Origin of the sequence: Streptomyces sp. NPDC127117 (assembly GCF_042677325.1) — a bacterium.
Classification (GTDB): Bacteria; Actinomycetota; Actinomycetes; order Streptomycetales; family Streptomycetaceae; genus Streptomyces.
Map to the genome: position 1 here is coordinate 1 of NZ_JBHXTM010000054.1, position 21,515 is coordinate 21,515.

At 71.0% G+C, this 21,515-nt stretch carries 16 protein-coding genes and 1 pseudogene; 6 read left to right on the top strand and 11 right to left on the bottom strand.

What is annotated here, in order from left to right:
• Positions 1-143: 143 nt before the first annotated feature.
• The 6 genes from ACFVH0_RS33120 to ACFVH0_RS33145 form a co-directional block, all read right to left on the bottom strand.
• Positions 144-623 (bottom strand): SRPBCC family protein, encoded by a 480-nt coding sequence (locus tag ACFVH0_RS33120; protein WP_385826306.1) that lies wholly within the window; start codon positions 621-623, stop codon positions 144-146.
• 1 nt (position 624) lies between these two features.
• A complete protein-coding gene (locus tag ACFVH0_RS33125) occupies positions 625-882 on the bottom strand; it encodes an acyl carrier protein (RefSeq protein WP_072484754.1) in 258 nt (85 codons plus the stop codon).
• A 15-nt stretch (positions 883-897) separates the two neighbouring features.
• Positions 898-2,148 (bottom strand): ketosynthase chain-length factor, encoded by a 1,251-nt coding sequence (locus ACFVH0_RS33130; protein ID WP_385826307.1) that lies wholly within the window; start codon positions 2,146-2,148, stop codon positions 898-900.
• Complete coding sequence (locus tag ACFVH0_RS33135) at positions 2,145-3,413, bottom strand: beta-ketoacyl-[acyl-carrier-protein] synthase family protein (RefSeq protein ID WP_385826309.1); 1,269 nt, start codon at positions 3,411-3,413, stop codon at positions 2,145-2,147. The genes ACFVH0_RS33130 and ACFVH0_RS33135 overlap by 4 nt, the downstream gene beginning before the upstream one ends.
• Positions 3,410-3,844, bottom strand: coding sequence for a cupin domain-containing protein (locus ACFVH0_RS33140; protein WP_385826310.1), 435 nt, complete (start codon positions 3,842-3,844; stop codon positions 3,410-3,412). The genes ACFVH0_RS33135 and ACFVH0_RS33140 overlap by 4 nt, the downstream gene beginning before the upstream one ends.
• 76 nt (positions 3,845-3,920) lie before the next feature.
• Positions 3,921-5,042, bottom strand: coding sequence for a SchA/CurD-like domain-containing protein (locus tag ACFVH0_RS33145; RefSeq protein WP_385826312.1), 1,122 nt, complete (start codon positions 5,040-5,042; stop codon positions 3,921-3,923).
• Between the two features lie 269 nt (positions 5,043-5,311).
• Between ACFVH0_RS33145 and ACFVH0_RS33150 the strand changes: the two genes are divergently transcribed.
• The gene (locus ACFVH0_RS33150) at positions 5,312-6,940 is read left to right on the top strand and encodes an FAD-dependent oxidoreductase (RefSeq protein ID WP_385826313.1); all 1,629 of its coding nucleotides are present in this window, start codon (positions 5,312-5,314) and stop codon (positions 6,938-6,940) included.
• 26 nt (positions 6,941-6,966) lie between these two features.
• Here the strand turns inward: ACFVH0_RS33150 and ACFVH0_RS33155 are convergent, their stop codons facing one another.
• Positions 6,967-8,484: an alpha/beta fold hydrolase gene (locus ACFVH0_RS33155; RefSeq protein ID WP_385826315.1), complete on the bottom strand. Its 1,518-nt coding sequence runs from the start codon at positions 8,482-8,484 to the stop codon at positions 6,967-6,969.
• 172 nt (positions 8,485-8,656) lie between these two features.
• Between ACFVH0_RS33155 and paaK the strand changes: the two genes are divergently transcribed.
• Both paaK and ACFVH0_RS33165 read left to right on the top strand, forming a co-directional pair.
• Positions 8,657-9,946: a phenylacetate--CoA ligase PaaK gene (gene paaK / locus ACFVH0_RS33160; RefSeq protein WP_385826316.1), complete on the top strand. Its 1,290-nt coding sequence runs from the start codon at positions 8,657-8,659 to the stop codon at positions 9,944-9,946.
• Positions 9,947-10,157: 211 nt separating this feature from the next.
• Positions 10,158-10,493 carry a hypothetical protein gene (locus ACFVH0_RS33165; RefSeq protein WP_385826318.1) on the top strand — a complete coding sequence of 112 codons (336 nt, stop codon included), beginning with the start codon at positions 10,158-10,160 and terminating at the stop codon, positions 10,491-10,493.
• Positions 10,494-10,511: 18 nt separating this feature from the next.
• Here the strand turns inward: ACFVH0_RS33165 and ACFVH0_RS33170 are convergent, their stop codons facing one another.
• Positions 10,512-12,011 carry an acyl-CoA synthetase gene (locus ACFVH0_RS33170; protein ID WP_385826319.1) on the bottom strand — a complete coding sequence of 500 codons (1,500 nt, stop codon included), beginning with the start codon at positions 12,009-12,011 and terminating at the stop codon, positions 10,512-10,514.
• A 150-nt stretch (positions 12,012-12,161) separates the two neighbouring features.
• On the opposite strand from ACFVH0_RS33170, the gene ACFVH0_RS33175 reads away from it, so the two are divergent.
• Positions 12,162-14,579 carry a penicillin acylase family protein gene (locus ACFVH0_RS33175; protein ID WP_385826321.1) on the top strand — a complete coding sequence of 806 codons (2,418 nt, stop codon included), beginning with the start codon at positions 12,162-12,164 and terminating at the stop codon, positions 14,577-14,579.
• Positions 14,580-14,620: 41 nt separating this feature from the next.
• Here ACFVH0_RS33175 and ACFVH0_RS33180 read toward each other — a convergent pair whose 3' ends face one another.
• From ACFVH0_RS33180 to ACFVH0_RS33190, 3 genes are read right to left on the bottom strand one after another with little or no spacing between them, the layout of a single operon-like run.
• Positions 14,621-15,727 carry a calcium:proton antiporter gene (locus tag ACFVH0_RS33180; protein ID WP_385826322.1) on the bottom strand — a complete coding sequence of 369 codons (1,107 nt, stop codon included), beginning with the start codon at positions 15,725-15,727 and terminating at the stop codon, positions 14,621-14,623.
• A 60-nt stretch (positions 15,728-15,787) separates the two neighbouring features.
• Positions 15,788-17,338, bottom strand: coding sequence for an acyl-CoA synthetase (locus ACFVH0_RS33185; protein ID WP_385826325.1), 1,551 nt, complete (start codon positions 17,336-17,338; stop codon positions 15,788-15,790).
• Entirely contained in the window at positions 17,335-18,444 is a 1,110-nt protein-coding gene (locus tag ACFVH0_RS33190) for a nitronate monooxygenase family protein (protein WP_266788772.1), read from the bottom strand. The genes ACFVH0_RS33185 and ACFVH0_RS33190 overlap by 4 nt, the downstream gene beginning before the upstream one ends.
• A 182-nt stretch (positions 18,445-18,626) precedes the next feature.
• Between ACFVH0_RS33190 and ACFVH0_RS33195 the strand changes: the two genes are divergently transcribed.
• Positions 18,627-20,474 carry a serine hydrolase gene (locus ACFVH0_RS33195; protein ID WP_385826326.1) on the top strand — a complete coding sequence of 616 codons (1,848 nt, stop codon included), beginning with the start codon at positions 18,627-18,629 and terminating at the stop codon, positions 20,472-20,474.
• A gap of 438 nt (positions 20,475-20,912) precedes the next feature.
• Positions 20,913-21,515, top strand: a pseudogene (locus ACFVH0_RS33200) (aminoglycoside phosphotransferase family protein); the annotation flags it as partial.

The window sequence follows — 21,515 nt, forward strand, 5'->3', positions numbered from 1 at the left end:
TCCTCCGCCCCCCACCCACATCTACCCCCCCTAAATCGCCGGCCGCGACATATGTGAATACGACACTGCGGTAGATGCCTTTCTGGTCCCCGCCCCGGCCCCCGGCCCTGGGGCCGGGTGCCGGGCCGTGGGCGGATGGCGGGTCAGTTGGCCCCGACCGAGGCGGTGCGGCGCTCCCGGTCACGCTGCTCGATCTTGTCCCGGATCAGCTCCATCTGGACCTTGGAGTTGCGGTTGATGTTGTCGGTCATCCAGGCGTCGTCGACGGGGGCGTCGGGACGCATCGCGAAGTCCTGGGTCCAGTGCATCCTGGTGCCGCCGGGCACCTCCGAGTACTCCCAGCGGATGTTCATGTGCTGGAACGGACCGGGCTCGACACGGCGGGCGCGGACCGTGCGTCCACGACGGTCCACGGTCCGCTCGGAGACCCAGCTCCACACCTTGTCGTTCTCGTCGGGGTGCATCGTCAGACGGAACGTGGTGCTGTCGCCGTCCCGCTCGATGATCTCGACCGCGGCGTACTCGCTGAACAGGCGCGGCCAGTTCTCCAGATCGTTCGTCACGTCCCAGACCAGGTCCAGGGGGGCGGCGATGGTGATCTCGTTCTCGGTGTGTCCGGGCACGTCAGGCTCCTGTCATGAGGCTGTTGTTGACCAGGTCTAGGAATTCCTGGGGGGTCTTGCAGCGGTCGGCGTCGGCCGGCAGCGCACGGCCGTGCCGGTTCTCCAGCACACCGACGATGCCGAGCAGGCCCAGCGAGTCCAGGCCGTACTCGTCGAAGGCCGAACCGGGACGCTGCTCCATGTCGCGCGGGTCGACGGTGACTCCGGCGCCCTTCTTCATCAGGACAGCGAGTTCCGTGTAGGTCAGTCGGTCGGTCATGAGGACTTCTCCTTCTCACGTTTGGGGGTCGGTGGAGCACCGCAGCACGATCGCCGCGTTCGAGCCCATGAGCCCGCGGCTGAGCACCAGCGCCGTCCGCAGTTCGGCGGGGCGGGCGCAACCGGTGACGACGTCGAGGTCGTGGCACACCTCGAAGACGTTCGGTGTGGGCGGTATGAGCGCGTTCTCCATGGACAGCACCGCCGCGGCCGCGTCCAGCACCGGCGCACCGCAGTAGGCACGGCCGATCCCGGTCTTGGGCGCCGTCACCGGCACCCGCTTGCCGTGCGCGCCGAGGGCGTCGGCGATCGCCAGCGCCTCGGCCCGGTCGGCCGCGGGTACGCCGAGGGCGTCCGCGAAGACGACGTCGATCTCGTCCGGCGCGCAGTCGGCCTCCCGCAGGGCGCCGATGATCGCCTGGGCGAGGCCCTCCCGGGACTGCTCCCACCTGGATGCTCCGGTGAACGTGGCGGCGTGTCCGGCGAGTTCGGCCCGCACCTTGGCGCCGCGACGGCGCGCCGACTGCTCCTCCTCGACCACCAGCATGGCACCGCCCTCGGCCGGCACGAAGCCGCAGGCGCCCGAGGTGAACGGCCGGTAGGCGCGGCTGGGGTCCTCGACGGTGCTCAGGTCCTCGTACCCGAGCTGGCAGACGACCGAGTAGGGCGCCAGCGGGGCCTCGGCCGCGCCGACCACCACCGCCTCGGTGCCGCCGCGGATCGAGCGGGCGGCGTGCGCCAGTGCGTCCAGACCGCCGGCCTCGTCGCTGGCCACGACCGCGCACGGCCCCTTGAAGCCGCCACGGATCGAGATCTGGCCGGTGCTGGCCGCGTAGAACCATGCGATGGACTGATAGGGGCCCACGTAGGTGGAACCCTGTCCCCACAGCCGCTGGAGTTCCCGCTGGCCGAATTCGCCGCCGCCGGAGCCGGCCGCGGTGACCACACCGACGTCGAAGGGGGTGTTCTCGTAGTCGGCGCGGCCGAGCCGGGCGTCGTCCAGTGCGATGTCCGCAGCGGCCATCGCGAAGTGCGTGAACTTGTCGGTCTGGACGAGGAAGCGCTCCTCGATCAGCTCGACCGCATCGAATCCCCGAACCTCGCCCGCGACCCGCAGGGGCAGGTGCTCGCAGCCCTCGCGGGTGACCTGGTCCAGGACGCTCATCCCTTCGTGCGTCCGCTTCCAGAAGGCCTCGGTGTTGTTGCCGTTGGGGGCGACCACACCGATGCCGGTGACGACGGTACGCCGGGCTTTGCGGGTTCTCATGGTGTCCTCCCACCTGTTCGGGTCAGGGCCACCGCGGACTGGAAGCCGCCGAAGCCGCTGCCCACCGAGAGAACGCTGCGCAGCTTCATCGGGCGTGCGGTGCGGGGTACGTAGTCGAGGTCGCACTCGGGGTCGGGGCTCTCATAGTTCGCTGTCGGCGGCACGGTCTGGTGCTCCAGGGCGAGCACGCAGGCCGCGATTTCTATCGCCCCGATCGCCCCCAGCGAGTGGCCGACCATGGATTTGATCGAACTCATCGGGATGTCGAAGGCGTGGGCGCCCAGTGCCCGCTTCACGGCGGCCGTCTCGTGCCGGTCGTTCTGCTTGGTGCCCGAGCCGTGCGCGTTGACGTAGTCGATCTGCGAGCCGTCCATGCGGGCGTGGCCCAGTGCCCGGTTGATCGCCTCGGCCATCTCCAGGCCCTCCGCGGTCAGTCCGGTCATGTGGTAGGCGTTGCCGAAGGTGGCGTAGCCCGCGATCTCGCAGTACACGGTGGCACCGCGGGCCCGGGCGTGTTCCAGCTCCTCCAGGACGAGTACCGCTCCGCCCTCACCCATCACGAAGCCGTCGCGGCGTGCGTCGAACGGCCGGGAGGCGTGCTCCGCGTCGTCGTTGTTCGCCGAGGTGGCCTTGATCGCGTCGAAGCACGCCACGGTGATCGGGGTGATCGGTGAGTCGGACGCCCCGGCGACGCACACATCGACGCGGCCCTCCTCGATGGACTGGAAGGCGTACCCGATGGCGTCCAGGCCGGAGGTGCAGCCCGTGGAGACGGTCTGCACCGGGCCGTGCGCACCGACCTGCTCGGCGACCGCCGAGGCGAGCGAGCTGGGTGAGAAGGCCCGTTGCAGGTGCGGACCGGCCGGCCGGGGGTCGACGTCCCAGCGCGCACCGCTCTCGCTGACCGCGACGTAGTCGTGCTCCAGCCGGGTGGTGCCGCCGACGGCGGTGCCCAGCGACACCCCCATGCGCCAGGGGTCCACCTTCTCCGGGTCGAGGCCCGCGTCGCCGAGGGCCTCCCTGGCCGCCACCATCGCGAACTGGATGTAGCGGTCCGACCGTTCGACGGTGTCGGTGTCCAGTCCGTGCGCCGCCGGGTCGAAATCGCACTCGGCGGCGATCCGGGAGCGGAACCCGGCCGGGTCGAAGAGGGTGATGCCCCGGGTCGCGGTGCGTCCGTTCGCGAGGAGGTCCCAGAAGGCCGGTGCGCCGATGCCGCCCGGGGCGACGACACCGACGCCGGTGACCGCCACGCGGCGGGTCATGAGGCGGCCTCCGTTCGTTCCGGGGGTGCGACGCGGCCGGCGGATTCGGTGTGCTCGGTGTCGACGTGGCCGAGCTCCGGGCGCGGGGCGAGCGGGCCGAGGTGGAAGACCATGCGGGCCTCGACGTCGCCCACGTTGCGGAATCGGTGGCGTACATGGGGAGGGATCAGCAGGCCCTGGTCGGGCCGCATCCGGTGCGGTTCACCGTCCAGATCCACTTCCAGCAGACCGTTCACGACGTACACGAACTCCTCGGAGTACGGGTGGTAGTGCTCGCCGATGCGGTCGCCGGGCTGAACGATCGCCAGCCCCATGAAGCCACTGGTCGCTCCCACCGCTGTCGGCGTGAGCAGGGCGCGAAGGTCGCCTCCACGCCTGCGGTTGGGCTGCGTCTCACTGAGGTCCACGATGCGTGGCCGGTGCATGGTCATGACTGCTTTCCTCCTGGCGCATTGCGCGTTGAAATGACGGGTTGAGCGAGAACCCCCCAGGGTGCGGATGCGCGGTTCAGGACTCCATGGCCCGCCGATCTGTGATCAGGGTCATCTCGGACTGCTTGAGGAAGCCGGAGATGCCCTGCTCGTCCGTGGGCACGGCGTTGCTGCCGCCGTCGAGGAGACGCCCGAGCCTGGCCACCTTGCCGGCGCCGTCGATGCCCACCGCCTGGGCGGGCTGTGCGTCGATGGGTTCGACCGCTTCGAGCAGGCGGACGACGACGTCGTCACGCTGGAAGATGGTGCTGCTGTCGATGATGCTCGCCGGGTCGTCGGCCGCCTCCTCGTCGTGCTCGGCCAGGAGCCGGGCGAGTGCCATGCCGCAGCCCTCCTTGGCCTGGTAGAAGAGCGCGTGCCGGCGGACGTCCTCGGCCTTGTGCCGGCCGGCGGTGACGTGGTGCACGGTGGGGAGCGCCGCCCGGGTGAAGAACATCCGGGCGGAGTCCGGGTCGCTGAGGTCCCGGTCCTGCTCCAGATACGGATTGATCGCCTCTTCGACGGCCCTGACCTCGGGCTGCCGGGCGACATGACGCAGGGCGGCGAGCAGGTCGCCCTCGACCTCGACGGCCCGCACGACGCGGTTTCCGTGCATGAAGAGCGAGGTACGGCGCAGTCGGGTGTCCTCGTCGACCCGCGCGTTGGGGGAATCGTAGTCGGCGAGGATCTTCGCCACGACGTCCTCGGTGCCCGGCTTGACGGTGAAGGTGAGCGCGTGGCGCACCACCCCGTCACCCAGGCGCGGGGACGCCTGGAGGCGGCCCTTGGCCGGCTCGGGCGCCATCTCGAAGGCCTTCCCGGTCTCCCGCAGCACGCTGAAGCGCAGCGACCGGGTGTCGCGCACGCAGTTGTGCAGCGGCTGGACGGTAGCCACGTGCTCCTCGCTGTTCACCCAGGCGAGGAACGGGGGCGCGCTGTCCCACTCACTGGTGATCAGCCACTGGGAGGGGTTCTCGATGGACTGGCACAGCTGGTCGCTGATGTGCCCGGGGACGGAAGCCACCTGATTGCGCAGGTGCTCGTACGCCTCCAGGAACTCCTTCTGGGCCCCGTCGTAGAGATCCAGCAGCAGCACGACGCGCAGCCGGGAACCGTCGAAGGCGGACTGGGAGATCCGTTCCGAGAGGGTGGTGGTCATCTTTCGATCTCCTTCGAGACGGTTCGGTGGTCGAGCCGGGTGGCAAGCCGTCAACCGTCGGTTGGCGAGTGGATTCGGAGCGGGGACTCTCCCGGCGGATGTGAATTGGTCCGCCCCCCAGGACCGCGGGCGTCGTCTCCGTGACCGATCGTGAAACGCTGGTCCGGGTGGCGCGAGATTTATGAACCGTTCAGGTGAGCGGGCGTCCGAACCGCTCTCACCAGGGCATTGAACAATGCATCCGAACGGCGTCCGAGCTGGAGCAACTGATGAACGAGAACGTCGACATTCGCGTACCGGTCCTCATCGTGGGCGGCTCACTGGTGGGCCTGTCCGCCTCGCTATTCCTCGGCCGGCTCGGCATCGAGCACCTGCTGGTCGAGAAACACCGGGCCACCTCGACACACCCACGCGGCCGCGGCAACAACGTCCGCACGATGGAGGTGTTCCGTACGGCCGGTGCCGAGGCGGGCATCCGGCAGGCGGCATCGGTCCTCGCCGACAACCACGGCATCCTGCAAGCCGGTTCACTCACCGGGGACGACCAGGAGTGGCTGTTCAAGGAGATCGACCCCGGTGGCGGGATCGCCCGGTTCAGCCCGACCGGCTGGTGCCTGTGCAGCCAGAACGACCTGGAGCCGGTGCTGCTGAAGCAGGCCCGGGAGCAGGGCGGTGACCTGCGGTTCTCCACCGAGATGCAGAGCTTCGACCAGGACCCTGCGGGGGTGGACGCGGCACTGAAGAACCGGGAGACCGGCGAGCACATCAGTGTGCGCGCGGACTACCTCATCGCCGCGGACGGGCCGCGAAGCCCCATCCGCGACCAGCTGCGCATCGACCGTACGGGCCCCGGCGACCTGTTCCACAACGTCAGCATCACCTTCCGCTCCCGGCAGCTCGCCGATGTGCTGGGCGACCGTCGGTTCATCGTCTGCTATCTCACCAACCCCGCAGCGGACGGTGCCCTGTTGCCGGTCGACAACAAGAAGGAGTGGGTCTTCCACGCACCGTGGCAGCCCCAACTCGGCGAAACTCTTGAGGACTTCACCGACGAGCGGTGTGCCGAGCACATCCGTACCGCGGTCGGCGCTCCGGACATCGACATCGAGATCACCGGAAAGGCGCCGTGGCACGCCGCGGAGCGGGTCGCCGAGCGGTACGCCTCGGGGCGGGTCTTCCTCGCCGGTGACTCGGCGCACGAGATGTCCCCCACCGGGGCATTCGGCTCCAACACAGGTATCCAGGACGCGCACAACCTGGCATGGAAGCTCGCCGCCGTGCTGAAGGGCGAGGCGGGCCCCGGCCTGCTGGACACCTACGAGGCGGAGCGGCTGCCGGTGGCGCGGGCGACGAGCGCACGGGCCTCGGCGCGCTCCAGCGAGCACAGCCACCCGGGGTACTCGGCGGCGCCGGGCGTGGGCGGCGGGAAGCAGGGCGGCATGCTCAGCGTGGCGCTGGGCTACCGCTATGTCCGTGGCGCGGTGCTGGGCACCGACCCCGAGCAGCCGGTGGTGCCGCAGGGAGTGCAGTTGAACGGTGAACCGGGCAGTCGCGCGCCGCATCTGTGGGTCCATCAGGGCGGTGCGCGCAAGTCCACACTGGATCTGTACGAACAGACGCTGGTGCTGCTCACCGACGGTGCGGACGTGGCCTGGCGGCGGGCGGCGGCGCGGGTCGCCGACCGGCTCTCGGTACGGCTCCAGGCGTACGGAATCGGCCCGGGCGCCGATCTGGAGCCGGAGAACGGCGCGAATTGGGCCGAACTCCACGGAACGACGCCGGAGGGTGCGGTGCTGGTGCGCCCCGACGGCTTCGTGGCCTGGCGTTCCACGGGCCCCGCGGCGGATGCGGAGAGCACCCTCCACGAGGCCCTGACCACCCTGCTGCACCGCGCCTGACCCCGCCGCCGGCGCCCGCGACACGCTCAGGAGAGACCGAACGCCCTTAGTTCCGCGAGGAATTCTTCCGGCCGGTCGGTATGTACGAGGTGTCCGGCGTCGATGGTGACGAACCGGCCGTCCGGTATGCGCCCCGCCATCCAGATCAGCTTTTCCTGGGCGATCCGACTGGTGGGGCCGCCGCCGATGACGAGGGTCGGGGCGGTGATCGCGCTCAGCCGTTCCGACCAGTCGGGATCCGGTGCGTTCAGCTGGGCGTCGGTCGACGGCACCACCGGCCAGTCGAAGTCGAGTTCCCCGTCGGGCCGTTCGGCGGGGGCGCGCGGCGGATCGAGCGGGAACGGCGGCGGCATCTCCTCCAGGACGAGCCTGCCGATCAGCCCGGGTTCCCGTTCGGCGAGCAGACAGGCGGCAGCGGCGCCCATGGAATGCCCGATCACGGTGGCTCCGGCCAGGTTGCGGGCCTCCAGGAAGGCGTGCAGATCGTCCCGGAACAGCTCGAAGGAGTAGCGGCCGGGCCATTCGCTGAGCCCATGGCCGCGGAAGTCGAAGGCGTACACCCGGTGTTCGGCCGAGAGGCGTTCGGCGATCGGGATCCAGGTGCGGCTGTCGCCGCAGCGGCCGTGGGCGAGCACGACGGGCGGCGCCGACGGATCCCCCCACACCCGGTGGGCGAGCCTGGTGCCGCCTGCCTGCACACTGTGCACTTCCGGGTCGAGGAAGGCCGCCACCGTACGGACGAAGGCGCCAGGGTCGTCCAGCCAGGGGAAGTGCGCGGCACCGCGCTGCACGACGAATTCGGCCTCCGGGAAGAGCGCGACCAGTTCGGCGGCGCGGTCCGGAGTCGGTCCCGCGTCGTACTCCCCGGCGAGAACGAGGACCGGCGCGGTGACCGCCGCCAGGGCGGCCTTGGTGGCGGGCGGGTCGAAGACGCCGTCCTGGTAGAACACGGGCGCGGCAGCGGAGTTGGTCTGTCCGGGGCTCGCCGCCGCGTGGGCCCGGGCGGTCTCGTCCCAGCGTCCGTAGGCGAACGGCGCGACAGCGGCCCGGTCCGTGGAGCGGCCCGCGAGGAAGTCGTCCAGGGCGGCGCGTGCGACCGCGAACCACGGTTCGTCGCGGCGGAGTTCGCTCGCTTCGCGCCAGTCTCCGTCGGTGACCGTGATGCCGACGGCCCGGGTGCCGGGGGTGACGAGCGTGAGCGTACGCAGCCGCTGCGGATGCCGGGCCGCGTACAGCGAGGCCAGGTTCCCGGACGCGGAGTGGGCGAGCAGGTCGATGCGCTCCTCGCCGAGGTGTTCCCGCAGCGCCTCGATGTCGTCGGTCAGCCGGTCGCAACGGTAGCTCGTCGGGTCCTGCGGTATCGCGGAGTCTCCGCTGCCGCGCGGATCGAGCACCACGAGCTGCCTGTGGGCACAGAGTCCGCCGAGATCCCCCAGGTACGCACCGGCCCTCATCGGTCCGCCGGGCAGACAGATCAGCGGTGCGCCCTTCCCCAGAAGGCGGTAGGCGAGTTCGGTCCCGTCGTGTGCGTGGAAGATCGGCATGCCCGCCATCCAAACAGCGCCCGACGGGCGGCGCAGCCGTGTTCGGTATGAGCGAAGCCGCGATGTGGATCAGCTGCGTCGCCCCTCTTGCCATCGGGCGGAACATACTGAATTACTGCTACCGAAAGATCGACCGAATGATCGGTCGCCTGCTCGGAAGAGGGAGATCCGGATGACGTCCCTGCTGGACGAGGCGGAACGGCTGGGCCGGGACGAGCTGGAAGCACTCCAGCTGGAGCGGCTGCGGGCCACCCTGCGACATGCGTACGAGAACGTCGGCCACTACCGGGCGGCGTTCGACGAGGCGGGGCTGCGCCCGGACGACTGCCGTACGCTCGCCGATCTCGCCCGCTTCCCCTTCACGACCAAGGCCGACCTGCGGGACAACTACCCCTTCGGCATGTTCGCCGTCCCCGAGGAGCAGGTGAGCCGGATCCACGCGTCCAGCGGAACGACGGGCCGTCCGACCGTCGTCGGCTACACCCGGCGGGACCTGGACACCTGGGCCGACGTGGTGGCCCGTTCCATCCGGGCCGCCGGGGGGCGTCCCGGGCAGAAGGTCCATGTCGCTTACGGATACGGGCTGTTCACCGGCGGACTGGGCGCGCACTACGGGGCGGAACGGCTCGGCTGCACGGTCATCCCCGCCTCGGGAGGCATGACCGCCCGCCAGGTCCAGCTCATCCAGGACTTCCGTCCCGAGATCATCATGGTGACCCCGTCGTACATGCTGACGCTCCTCGACGAGTTCGAACGGCAGGGCGTCGATCCGCGGTCGACCTCCCTGAAGGTGGGGATCTTCGGTGCCGAGCCGTGGACACAGGAGATGCGGCGCGAGATCGAGGAGCGGTTCGCGATCGACGCGGTCGACATCTACGGGCTCTCGGAGGTGATGGGGCCGGGTGTGGCGCAGGAGTGCGTCGAGACGAAGGACGGGCTGCACATCTGGGAGGACCACTTCTATCCGGAGATCGTCGACCCGTTCACCGGTGAGGTGCTGCCCGAGGGCGAGGAGGGCGAGCTGGTCTTCACCTCGCTCACCAAGGAGGCCATGCCGGTGATCCGCTACCGGACGCGGGACCTGACCCGGCTGCTGCCGGGCACCGCCCGGGTGTTCCGGCGGATGGAGAAGGTGACCGGACGCAGCGACGATCTGGTGATCCTGCGCGGTGTGAACCTATTTCCGACCCAGATCGAGGAGATCGTTCTGCGCACCCCGGGGGTGGCGCCGCACTTCCAGCTGCGGCTGACCCGCGAGGGCCGTCTCGACGCGCTGACGGTACGGGCTGAGGCGCGCGCGGATGCGACCTCGGAGCAGCGGGCGGCGGCCGCGGCGTCGATCACGGCGGCCGTCAAGGACGGGATCGGGGTGTCGGTCCGGGTCGAGATCGTCGATCCGGAGACGCTGGAACGCTCGGTCGGGAAGTTCCGGCGGATCGTGGACGAGCGCGGCGGGCGCTAGGGTCTTTCGTTTGGATCAGGCCGGGTCGGGGAGCGGGGTCCGGTGTCGTGCATCGCAGGGCGGAGGAGGGAGTCAGGGCAGAGTCCTGGCGACCGACGACAACGCGGCGAGGCGCGGCACCGGGGCACGCGAGCCCGGCATGCTCCAAACGAGAGGCCCTGGGTCGTGCCCGCCGGCACCGTGCCGCCGCACACCGGTGTACGCCACCCTCGTGGTGAGCGCCGTCGGCCCGGTGTCGCCCTTCCTGGACCTCACCGTCGCGTCCTCACTGATCGGCTTCGGGGCGCCGACGCTCTTCTCGCTCGTCGACATCGCCGCGGTGAAGCACTTCGTCGTCGAGCGGAAGCGGCGGGGCGTCGAGGCGTTGCTCCGGTACCCGGCGGCACCGGAGATCGGGCCCGGTCCTGGTGTGCGGCTGTGGACCAGCCCGGCCGGGCATGCCTTCGGGGCCGGCCTCTGCCGGCCCGGTCTCGGCCTCGCCCATCTGGTGGTGATTGCGCGTGGACTGCGGGTCGCGCCTGCGGACCTCGACCTGGCCGAGGCCTGATCCGGAGGCGGCCGGGTACTACGCGAACCGGTCGCGCAGCTCCCGCTTGAGGATCTTCCCGCTGGCATTGCGCGGCAGTTCGTCCACGAAGAGGACCTTCTTCGGGGCCTTGAAGTGGGCGAGCCGCTCGCGGGCGTGGTCGATGAGTTCGGCCGCCGTCGCGTCGCCGCGCAGCACCACGACGGCGGTGACGGCCTCGATCCAGCGCTCGTCGGGCAGTCCTACGACCGCGGCCTCGGCGACGGCGGGGTGCATGTAGAGAGCGTCCTCGACCTGCCGGGAGGCGACCAGGACACCACCGGAGTTGATGACGTCCTTCACCCGGTCGACGACGGTGAGGAAGCCCTCGGCGTCGCACACCGCGAGGTCGCCGGAGTGGAACCAGCCGTCGCGGAAGGCCTCGGCGGTCTCCTCGGGCTTGTCCCAGTACCCCTCGCACAACTGGGGTGAGCGGTAGACCACTTCACCGGCCGTGCCGTCGGGGACCTCCTTGCCGTCCTTGTCGACGACCCGGGCCTCGACGAAGAGGACGGGCCTGCCGCAGGAGTCCATCCGGCCCTCGTGCTCGTCCGGTCCGAGGACGGTGGCGAGCGGGCCGATCTCGCTCTGTCCGAAGCAGTTGTAGAAGGCGAGCGCGGGCAGCCGTTCGCGGAGCCGTTCCAGCACGGGTACGGGCATGATCGACGCGCCGTAGTACGCCTTGCGCAGACCGCCGAGTTCCCTGGTGGTGAAGCCGGGGTGCTGGGAGATGCCGATCCAGACGGTCGGCGGGGCGAAGACGCTGTCGGCCTGCCCGGTCTCGACGAGGTCGAAGATCCGGTTCGCGTCGGGTGCGTCGAGGATGGTGTTCTGCGCCCCGACCGCGAGGTAGGGCAGCAGGAAGACGTGCATCTGCGCGGAGTGGTAGAGCGGCAGCGAGTGGACGGGCCGGTCGGTGGCCCGCAGGTCGAGCGCCGTGATCGCGCTGACGTACTCGTGCACCAGTGCGCCGTGGGTCATCATCGCGCCCTTGGGCAGGGCGGTGGTGCCCGAGGTGTAGAGCAGCTGGACGAGGTCCGCCGCGCCCGGTTCGCGCTCCGGGACGAAGGGGCGCGGGGTGGCGGTCGCCGCCAGCAGGGAGTCCGGTGCGTCGCGCAGCGGGCGTACGGGGAACGCGGCCGGAATCCGGTCGGCGAGGTCCGGGTCGGTGAGGACGAGGGCGCTGCCGGACTGTTCGAGGATGTACGTGAGGTCGTCGCCGGTGAGGTTCTGGTTGACCGGTACGTGGACCAGGCCCGCGCGGGCGCAGCCGAGGTAGCCGATCAGATACGCGTCGGAGTTGTGCGCGTAGCAGGCGACCCGGTCGCCGGGGCGCAGTCCGTGCTCACCGCCGAGGACGGCGGCGGCGGTGCTGACGGCCGCGTCGAGTTCCGCGTACGTCCATGACCTGTCCGCGTACCGCAGTGCGGTGCGGTCGGGGGTGCGCCGGGCGCTGCGCGCCACGACTCCGTCGACTGTGCTGCTCCGTACACCTGTCATGGCGTGATCCTGTGCGGCCGGAACCCGGGGGTCAAGGGTCCTGATGGCGGTGGGGATGTTGACAGGGGTGCCCGGGTGCTGGCTGAGTGGCGCGTGGCGGTCCGAACCCTCGGGTAACCGCCTTTCGCACCCGCGCAGTTGGGAGATCCGTTGCCTCTCCGCAACCGTCTGAGACTTCTCGCGATATCGGGCCTCGCCCTGTTCACCGTTTCGGCGTCGCTGCCGCCCGCCGCGGCCGACGGACCGCGCTCCCACCGTCCGACGGACGGCGGGCTGTCCGCCACGATCCGGTACACCGAGTACGGCATCCCGCACATCCTGGCGAAGGACTACGCGAGCCTGGGCTTCGGCAATGGCTGGGCCCAGGCCGCCGACCAGGTGTGCACCCTCGCCGACGGCTTCGTTACCCTGCGCGGCGAGCGGTCCCGGTACTTCGGTCCGGACGCGGCTCCGGACGGTTCGCTGTCCTCCGCGACGAAGAACCTCTCCAGCGATCTCTACTTCCGCGGGGTCCGCGAGAGCCGCACCCTGGAGAAGCTGTTGAAGACACCCGCTCCGGCGGGTCAGAGTCGTGACGTCAGGGAGCTGGAGCGCGGCTGGGCGGCCGGCTACAACGCGTGGCTGGCGCAGAACCGGATCGAGGACCCGGCCTGCCGGGGCGCCGACTGGGTGCGGCCGGTGACGGCACTGGACGTGGTGGCGCGCGGCTACGCGCTCTCGGTGCTCGGCGGTCAGGGGCGCGGCATCGACGGCATCACCGGTGCCCAGCCGCCCACCGGGGCGGCAAAGGTGCCCGAGGTCCCGTCGCCGGGTGACGCGGCGGACGCGGCCCGGCGGCTGCTGTCGACGCAGAACGCGGACATGGGCTCCAACGCGGTCGCGTTCCGCGGCGACACGACGGCGAGCGGGCGGGGCCTGCTGCTGGGCAATCCGCACTACCCGTGGCAGGGCGGGCGGCGGTTCTGGCAGTCCCAGCAGACGATTCCCGGCGAGCTGAACGTCTCGGGCGGTTCGCTGCTCGGCGCACCGACCGTGTCGATCGGGCACAACGCGAACATCGCGTGGAGCCACACCGTCGCCACCGGGGTGCCGGTCAGCCTCCATCAGCTCACCCTCGATCCGGCCGATCCGACCGTGTATCTGGTGGACGGCAGGCCCGAGCGGATGACGAAGCGTACGGTCTCGGTCCCGGTGAAGGGCGGCGGGGCCGTGACCCGCACCCAGTGGTCGACCCGTTACGGGCCGGTGGTCACCTCGCTCGGTGCCGGGCTGCCGTTGCCCTGGACGGCGACGACCGCGTACGCGCTCAACGACCCGAACTCGGTGAATCTGCGGTTCGCGGACGCCGGTCTCGGCCTCAGCCGGGCACGCAGCACCTCGGACATCGCGGCGGCGCTGCGCCGTACCCAGGGGCTGCCATGGGTGAACACCATCGCCGCCGACTCGTCCGGGCACTCGTTCTTCTCGCAGTCGCAGGTGCTGCCGAGGATCACGGACGAGCTCGCGGAGCGTTGTTCCACCGCGCTGGGCAGGGCCACGTATCCCTCGTCCGGGCTTGCGGTGCTGGACGGTTCGAGGAGCGGCTGCGCGCTGGGGTCGGACCGGGACGCGGTGCAGCCGGGCATCTTCGGTCCGGGCCGGATGCCCACCGTGAAGGACGCCCCGTACGTGGAGAACTCCAACGACAGTGCCTGGCTGACGAACGCGGCCGCGCCGCTGACCGGCTACGAGCGGGTGTTCGGCACGGTCGGCACGCAGCGCTCGATGCGGACCCGGGGCGCGGTCGAGGACGTGTCCGCGATGGCGGCGAAGGGCCGGCTGACCGTGTCCGATCTGCAGCGTCAGCAGTTCGCGAACCGCGCACCGGCCGGTGATCTGGTCGCCGGGGACCTGGCGGAAGCGTGCGCGGCGCTGCCCGGCGGAAGTGCGGTCACCAGTGACGGCAGGGCCGTCGATGTGTCGGCGGCGTGCGACGTGCTGCGGCGCTGGGACCGGAAGGTCGACACCGGCAGCCGGGGCGCGCTGCTCTTCGACCGGTTCTGGCGCCGGGCGACGGCCACGGTCTCGGGTACCGAGCTGTGGAAGGTACCCTTCTCCCCCGCCGATCCGGTCGGGACGCCGAACACACTGAACACCTCGGCGCCCGGCGTCGCCAGGGCGCTCGCCGACACGGTGGCCGAACTGGGGGCGGCCGGGATCGCGCTGGACGCCCCGCTGGGCCGGCACCAGTCGGTGGAGCGGAACGGGAAGCGGATCGCGATCGGCGGCGGTACGGAATCGCTCGGCATCTGGAACAAGACGGAGCCGCTGTGGGACGCGGCGGCCGGCGGCTACCGGGAGGTGTCGGCGGGCTCCAGCTACATCCAGGCGGTCGGCTGGAACGGCAGCGGGTGCCCGGTGGCGCGCACCCTGCTCACGTACTCCCAGTCCTCCGACCCGGGCTCGGCGCACTACAGCGACCAGACCGAGCTGTACTCGGCCGAGCAGTGGGTGACGTCCCGGTTCTGCGAGAGGGACATCCTGCGTTCGCCCGCGCTGCGGGTCGTGCGGGTCCACGAACGCCGGTAGTTCCTCGCGGTGCGATGGGCCCCTGTCCGTCCGGCGGGCGGTCAGGGGCTGATCGCGAGGAAGACGAACGCGGCGAAGATCGACAGATGGACGCCACCCTGGAGCAGGGTGGCCCGTCCCGGTACGACCGTCAGCGCGCCCACCATCACGGTGAGGGCGAGCAGCACCATATGGGTGGCGCCGAGGCCGAGGTGGAGCGGTCCGTCGAGCCAGACCGAGGCGAGGGCGATGGCCGGGATGGTCAGGCCGATGCTCGCCATCGCCGAGCCGAGGGCGAGGTTGAGACTGGTCTGGACCCGGTCGCGGCGGGCGGCCCGTACCGCCGCCAGGGTCTCCGGCAGCAGCACCAGCAGTGCGATCACGACGCCGACCACCGCCTGGGGCATTCCGGCCGCCTCCACCCCGGACTCGATGGTCGGCGAGACGGACTTGGCGTCACCGACGACCGCGACCAGGGCGATCAGCAGCATCACCAGGCTCAGCGCGGTGGCGCCCCGGCCGGGCAGCGCCGCGCGGTGTTCGTCGGGCTTGAACGCGCCCTCGGGGGTGAGGGGCAGGAAATACTCGCGGTGCCGCACCGTCTGTACGGCGACGAACAGCCCGTACAGCAGGAGTGAGGCGACGGCGGCGAAGGCCAGTTGGGCGGTGGAGAACTCGGGGCCGGGTTTGCCGACGGTGAAGGTCGGCAGTACCAGGCTGAGGGTGGCGAGGGTGGCGACGGTCGCGAGGGCGGCCCCGGAGCCCTCGGCGTTGAAGACGACGACACGGGAGCGGACGGCTCCGACGAGCAGCGACAGTCCGACGATGCCGTTGCAGGTGATCATCACCGCGGCGAACACGGTGTCGCGTGCGAGCGCGGACGTCTTGGGACCGCCTCCCACCATCAGGGTGACGATGAGGGCCACTTCGATGACGGTGACGGCGACGGCCAGGACGAGCGAGCCGAACGGTTCGCCGACCCGGTGGGCGATGACCTCGGCGTGGTGCACGGCGGCCAGGACGGCGCCGGCGAGGCAGAGCGCGACCACGGCCACGGCGAACGCCGACAGCTCCCGGCCCCAGCTGAAGACCAGCGCGAGCGCGGCGACGAGCGGCACGACCACCGTCCACCTGGTCGCCAGTGACCGGACCGTAGCGCTCGCGTTCATGGGCCACACCCTGCCAGAGCCGGTCCGGGGGCGCTCGTCGGACGGCGGCCGGACGGCGGCTCACACGGCCCGTGAGTGGCCTTCCCAGTACGGGTCGCGCAGCCGCCGCTTGTAGAGCTTGCCGTTGGGGTCGCGGGGCATCACATCGATGAAGTCGATGCTCCTGGGGCGCTTGTATCCGGCGAGACGCTGCTCGCAGTGGCGCAGGATCGCGGCGGCGAGCTCCTCCCCCGCCTCGTGTCCCGCGGCAGGTTCGACGACCGCCTTGACCTCCTCGCCCCAGTCGGGGTGCGGGATGCCGAAGACGGCGACATCGGCGACGGCGGGGTGGCCGAGCAGGGCGCCCTCGATCTCGGCGGGGTAGATGTTGACCCCGCCGGAGATGATCATGTCGATCTTGCGGTCGCGGAGGAAGAGGTAGCCGTCCTCGTCGAGGATGCCGAGGTCGCCGACGGTGAAGAAGTCGCCGATGCGGTTCTTCTTCGTCTTGGTCTCGTCCTTGTGGTAGCTGAAGCCGCCGGTGTTCATCTTCAGGTAGACGGTGCCGAGCTCGCCGGGCGGCAGCCGGTTGCCGTCGTCGTCGAAGACGGCGAGTTCGCTGATCGGCCAGGCCCGGCCGACGGTGCCCGGCTTCTTCAGCCAGTCCTCGGCGGTGGCGAAGGCGCCGCCGCCCTCGCTGGCCGCGTAGTACTCCTCGACGCACCTTCCCCACCAGTCGATCATGGCGCGCTTGACGTGGTCGGGGCAGGGCGCGGCGCCGTGGATGGCGTGCCGCATGGCTGTGACGTCGTACCGCCGTTTCACCTCGTCGGGGAGGGCGAGCAGGCGGTGGAACTGGGTCGGGACCATGTGGGTGTGGGTGCAGCGGTGCGTGTCGATGAGCCGCAGCATCTCCTCGGGCGTCCACCGGTCCATCAGGACCAGCGGGTGTCCGATGTGCAGGGACGCGCCCGCGAACTGCAGAACGGCCGTGTGGTAGAGCGGCGAGCACACCAGGTGGACGTTGTCGTCGAACGGTTTGATGCCGAAGATGCCGAGGAACCCGCCGAGGTGGCTCTCCTCGGGGAGCCTGCCGGAGAGCGGACGGCGGATGCCGCGCGGGCGGCCCGTGGTGCCCGAGGTGTAGTTCATGACCCAGCCCAGGGTGCGGTCCCGGGGGGCTTGTTCGGACTGTCCTTCGAGGAGTTCGGCGTACGGGCGGAAGCCGTCGACCGCGCCCACGGCGAAGCGGTGGCTCACCGGCAGCTTCGCCTCGTCGGCGGCCTCGGTGGCGGCCGGTGCGAACCGCTCGTGGGCGATGAGCACCTTGGCGCCGGAGTCGGCGACGATCCAGGCGATCTCGGGGCCGACGAAGTGGTGGTTGACGGGTACGAGGTAGAGGCCGGCCTGGGAGGCGGCGAGGTAGGCGGTGAAGAACTCGACGCCGTTGGGCAGCACCACCGCGAACGCGTCGCCCTTCCGGAGTCCGGCCGCACGCAGTCCGTGGACGAGGCGGTTGGCGGCGGCGTGCAGCCGGCCCGCCGTCCAGCTCTCGCCGTCGGGTGCGATCAGGACGGTGCGTCCGGGGTCGGCGGTGGCCTGGGCCCAGAAGCCATTGGGCGGTGGGGTCATGAGGCGCTCCGTCCGGCGATTCGGTTGATCCGGTCCACGGCTCGTTCGAAGCCGCGGGTCAGGTCGTCGAAGACGGCCTGCACGCTGCGTTCGCTGTTCATCCGGCCGACGATCTGTCCGACGGGCGTGCCGAGCAGTGCGCCGGTCTCGTACTTCTGGATGCGCGACACTGCCTCGGCCACCAGCAGCCCCTGGAGCGGCATGGGCAGGGTGCCGGGCCCTGCCGGGTCGTCCCAGGCGTCGGTCCATTCGGTACGGAGCTGGCGTGCGGGTTTGCCGGTGAGGGCGCGGGAGCGGACGGTGTCGCCGGAGCCGGCGGCGAGGAGCTTGCGGGTCAGGGCGCGGGAGTGCAGGTCGGCCTCCTCGGCGGTCAGCCAGAGGGAGCCGAGCCAGACGCCCTGGGCGCCGAGGGCCAGTCCGGCGGCGATCTGCTCGCCGCTGCCGATTCCGCCGGCGGCGAGGACGGGAAGCGGTCCGACGGCGTCGACCACGTCCGGCACCAGGACCATGGAGGCGATCTCACCGGTGTGGCCGCCCGCCTCGTACCCCTGGGCGACGACGATGTCGATGCCCGCGTCGGCGTGGTGGCGGGCGTGCTTCGCACTCCCGGCAAGGGCGGCGACGAGCACACCCCGGTCATGGGCGCGCCGGACGACGTCCGCCGGTGGTGATCCGAGGGCGTTGGCGAGGAGCTTGATGGGGTAGTCGAAGGCGACGTCGAGCTGGTTGCGTGCGACCTCCTCCATCCAGCCGGTGATGCGCCAGCCGGACGCCTCGCCCTCGGGGAGCTCCGGCACTCCGTGCTTGGCGAGGGTGTCCTGGACGAACTGCCGGTGGCCGGCCGGGATCATCGCCTCGACATCGGCCTCGGTCACCCCCTCCACCTTCTTCGCGGGCATGACGACATCGAGGCCGTACGGCTTGCCGTCGGTGTGCTCCTGCATCCAGTCGAGGTCGCGCGCGAGGTCGTCGGGGGCGGTGTAGCGGACCGCGCCGAGTACGCCGAATCCGCCGGCCCGGGTGATGGCCGCGGCCACCGCGGGGAACGGCGTGAAGCCGAAGATGGCGTGCTCGACTCCCAGTTTCTTGCTCAGCTCCGTCTCCATGGGGCGCAGGATGCCTCAGCCCGACATCCGAGGGAAGAGATTTTCTGATGCAGTGTCAGATTCTTTGTGACGCAGGGGGCCTCCGCGACGACGGGGGTGACAGTAATCTCTGCGGCGGCAGGAAGTTTCATTGCCGGACGAATTTTCGAAAGTTACTTTCGCGCAGTGAGAAGGAGTTCCGGATGACCGAGGACGCGGCGGGCAGAGGGATCAGCCGGCGGAGGCTGGGCGGTGGGATGCTGGCCCTGGGCGGGGCACTCGCCCTGGCGCCGATTCCGTTCGCGGGGCAGGCGTCGGCCATGGAGTCGGGGGCGGGGTCGTCGGATATGCGCACAGGGGCCGGGAGCGCCGTGTCGGGACACGGCAGGCCGACGCTGCGGCGCGGTTCGGCCGAACGCGCGGGGCTGCTTCAGGAGCCCCTGGACCAATTGGTCACCGACGCGGAGAAGTTCCTGGCCGCCTCCCCGAAGCACCCCTGGTACGCGGGGGCGGTGCTGCTCGCCGGGCGGGGCGGCACGGTGGCCCTGCACCGGCCGATCGGCAAGGCCGTGCGCTATGCGGCGTACGACGAGAAGTCCGACACCGGCGTGGAGTTCCCGCCGGACCAGCAGATCCCCATGGCCGAGGACACCGTCTTCGACCTGGCTTCGGTGTCGAAACTGTTCACCTCGATCCTGGCCGTGCAGCAGATCGAGCGCGGGACGCTGGAGCTGGAGGCGAAGGTCGCCTCGTACCTGCCCGATTTCGCGGGCGGCGGCAAGCAGGACATCACGATCCGCCAACTGCTCACGCACACCTCCGGATTCCGCGCCTGGATCCCGCTGTACAAGGCGCCGACGCGCGAGGGAAAGCTCCAACTGCTGTGGGACGAGGTGCCGGCCAGCCCGCCCGGCACGGTGTACCTCTACTCCGACCTCAACCTGATCTCGCTGCAACTTGTGCTGGAGAAGCTCACCGGCCGCACGCAGGACGTCCTGCTCCGTGAGCAGATCACCGCTCCGCTCGGGATGCACCGCACCCGGTACAACCCGCCGGCCTCCTGGAAGCCGAAGATCGCCGCGACCGAGGACGCCCGGCTGCCCTGGTCCGGGCTGGACCGCGGACTGGTCTGGGGCGAGGTGCACGACGAGAACGCGTACAGCCTGGACGGGGTGGCGGGCCACGCCGGAGTCTTCTCCTGCGCCTGGGACCTGGCGATCCTCGCCCGTACCCTGCTCAACGGCGGGGTCTACGGCCGCGCGCGGATTCTCTCCGCCGAATCGGTCGACCTGCTGTTCACCGACTTCAACACCGCGTTCCCCGGCGACGCCCACGGCCTCGGCTTCGAGCTCTACCAGCACTGGTACATGGGGGCGATGGCCACCCCGCGCACCGCGGGCCACACCGGTTTCACCGGCACCAGTCTCGTACTGGATCCGACGACCGACTCGTTCCTGATCGTCCTCGGCAACTCGGTTCACCCCGTGCGCAGTTGGCGCTCCGGAAGCGCCCCGCGCGTCGCCGCCGCGAATCAGCTGGCGCGCGCCGTCGCGGTCCACCCCGCCCGTGGCCGTACGGCGTGGTTCTCGGGCATGGCGAGCGCCGCCTCGGCCACGCTCACGCTGCCCCCGCTGCGCCTCACCTCCTCGCACGGCCGGCTGAGCTCGGCCCTGTGGTGGGACACCGAGCCCGGGTCCGACTTCCTCTTCCTGGAGGCGTCGGCGGACGCCGGGGCGACCTGGCAGCCGGTCCCGTTCACCACCGTCCCGACGTCGGAGAAGCCCCGCCCCGAGCCCGAGCCGCATCCCACCGGCGCGGTCTCCGGCTGGTCCGGCCGGGTATGGCACCGTCTCGACGCGGACCTCGCCGCCTGGCGCGGCAAGGAGGTCCGGCTGAGGTGGCGGTACACGACGGACCAGCTGTACGTCGGACGCGGGGCGTACGTGGACGCCGTCCGGGTCGAGGACGGCAACCGGACACTCTTCGACGAGAGCCGGTCCGGCGACGCCGCACGCATCGAGGCGCTGGGCTGGACGACGTCGGCGGACTGACCCCGCATCGCACCGGACGGGGCTGGTCCGGCCCGGCCCGGTGGGACGCCGCACCGGAATCGGCACCCTCGGGGGTGCCCGGGAACGGCGTCCCACCCGTCTCCGACGGGCCCCGGCCGCACTCCGGCCGGGGCGCGGGAGTCCATCGCCCGCCCCCGGCACCGAGCAGACCGGCGTGGGCCTGACGGCGGTCGTGCCGGTGAAGCCGGACCGTCCGGGAACACCTCGGCACCCGGCGCCAGGACCCCTCCCGGCATCGGCTCCCCGCAGTCCCGGGAACTCACCGCCGACCGCATCACCGGGGCTCTCACCATCCGGATCACGTGACCGGACCCCGGAGTCCACGGCCTCGCTCGCGGCGGACGGAGCGGGGAGGGCATGCACCGCAGCCCGGCCCCCTCGTCGGCATCCGTTCCGTCCCTCCCGGAGAATGCTCCGATGACCACCTCACCGCAGCACCACTGGGAACGTGCCGAGCGCCTCGACGCCGGCCGGATGACGGATGCCGTGCACGCCGAGACCGGCGTACGCCTGCTCGTCGAGGGGCCCTGTCCGGGCGGCGAGGTGGGCGCCGCGTACGTCCGGTGGCCCGACGGCCACCGGTCCGTGCTGAAGTGGCGGCCGGGCAGTCGGCTCGACACCCTGCGGTCGGGGCCCCTGGCGGTGTGCCAGGCGCTGCGCGGGCAGGGGTATCCCTGCCCGTCCACGGAGCTGGCGCTCCAGGTGGGCGGCTCAGTCGTGCTGGTCCAGGAGCTTCTGCCGGGCGCACCGCTGGAGTTGCTGGACCACCACGCTCTCGATCAGGCTCTCGCTCTCAACGAGTCGCAGTCCGGGCTGCTGGCCGGGCGCGCGGACATCCCGTCGATGCACCTGTATCTGCTCGACGACGGCCCCGGCTACTGCCTTCACGAGCCGCTGCGCCGGCACAGCCCGCGCCGCGCCGCCCCTGTGCGCCGGGTCGGTGGGATTGGCGCCGGGGACCCCCCCCCCCCGGCCGGGGACGATGTGGGGGACCCGGGCGTTAATAACACCAATCAGCGC

Bases quoted from the DNA above. Each gene is read 5' to 3' on its own strand.
- ACFVH0_RS33125 (WP_072484754.1), bottom strand. From the start codon at position 882: ATGACCGACCGACTGACCTACACGGAACTCGCTGTCCTGATGAAGAAG.
- ACFVH0_RS33130 (WP_385826307.1), bottom strand. From the start codon at position 2,148: ATGAGAACCCGCAAAGCCCGGCGTACCGTCGTCACCGGCATCGGTGTG.
- ACFVH0_RS33135 (WP_385826309.1), bottom strand. From the start codon at position 3,413: ATGACCCGCCGCGTGGCGGTCACCGGCGTCGGTGTCGTCGCCCCGGGC.
- ACFVH0_RS33140 (WP_385826310.1), bottom strand. From the start codon at position 3,844: ATGACCATGCACCGGCCACGCATCGTGGACCTCAGTGAGACGCAGCCC.
- ACFVH0_RS33145 (WP_385826312.1), bottom strand. From the start codon at position 5,042: ATGACCACCACCCTCTCGGAACGGATCTCCCAGTCCGCCTTCGACGGT.
- ACFVH0_RS33150 (WP_385826313.1), top strand. From the start codon at position 5,312: ATGAACGAGAACGTCGACATTCGCGTACCGGTCCTCATCGTGGGCGGC.
- ACFVH0_RS33155 (WP_385826315.1), bottom strand. From the start codon at position 8,484: ATGCCGATCTTCCACGCACACGACGGGACCGAACTCGCCTACCGCCTT.
- paaK (WP_385826316.1), top strand. From the start codon at position 8,657: ATGACGTCCCTGCTGGACGAGGCGGAACGGCTGGGCCGGGACGAGCTG.
- ACFVH0_RS33170 (WP_385826319.1), bottom strand. From the start codon at position 12,011: ATGACAGGTGTACGGAGCAGCACAGTCGACGGAGTCGTGGCGCGCAGC.
- ACFVH0_RS33180 (WP_385826322.1), bottom strand. From the start codon at position 15,727: ATGAACGCGAGCGCTACGGTCCGGTCACTGGCGACCAGGTGGACGGTG.
- ACFVH0_RS33185 (WP_385826325.1), bottom strand. From the start codon at position 17,338: ATGACCCCACCGCCCAATGGCTTCTGGGCCCAGGCCACCGCCGACCCC.
- ACFVH0_RS33190 (WP_266788772.1), bottom strand. From the start codon at position 18,444: ATGGAGACGGAGCTGAGCAAGAAACTGGGAGTCGAGCACGCCATCTTC.
- ACFVH0_RS33195 (WP_385826326.1), top strand. From the start codon at position 18,627: ATGACCGAGGACGCGGCGGGCAGAGGGATCAGCCGGCGGAGGCTGGGC.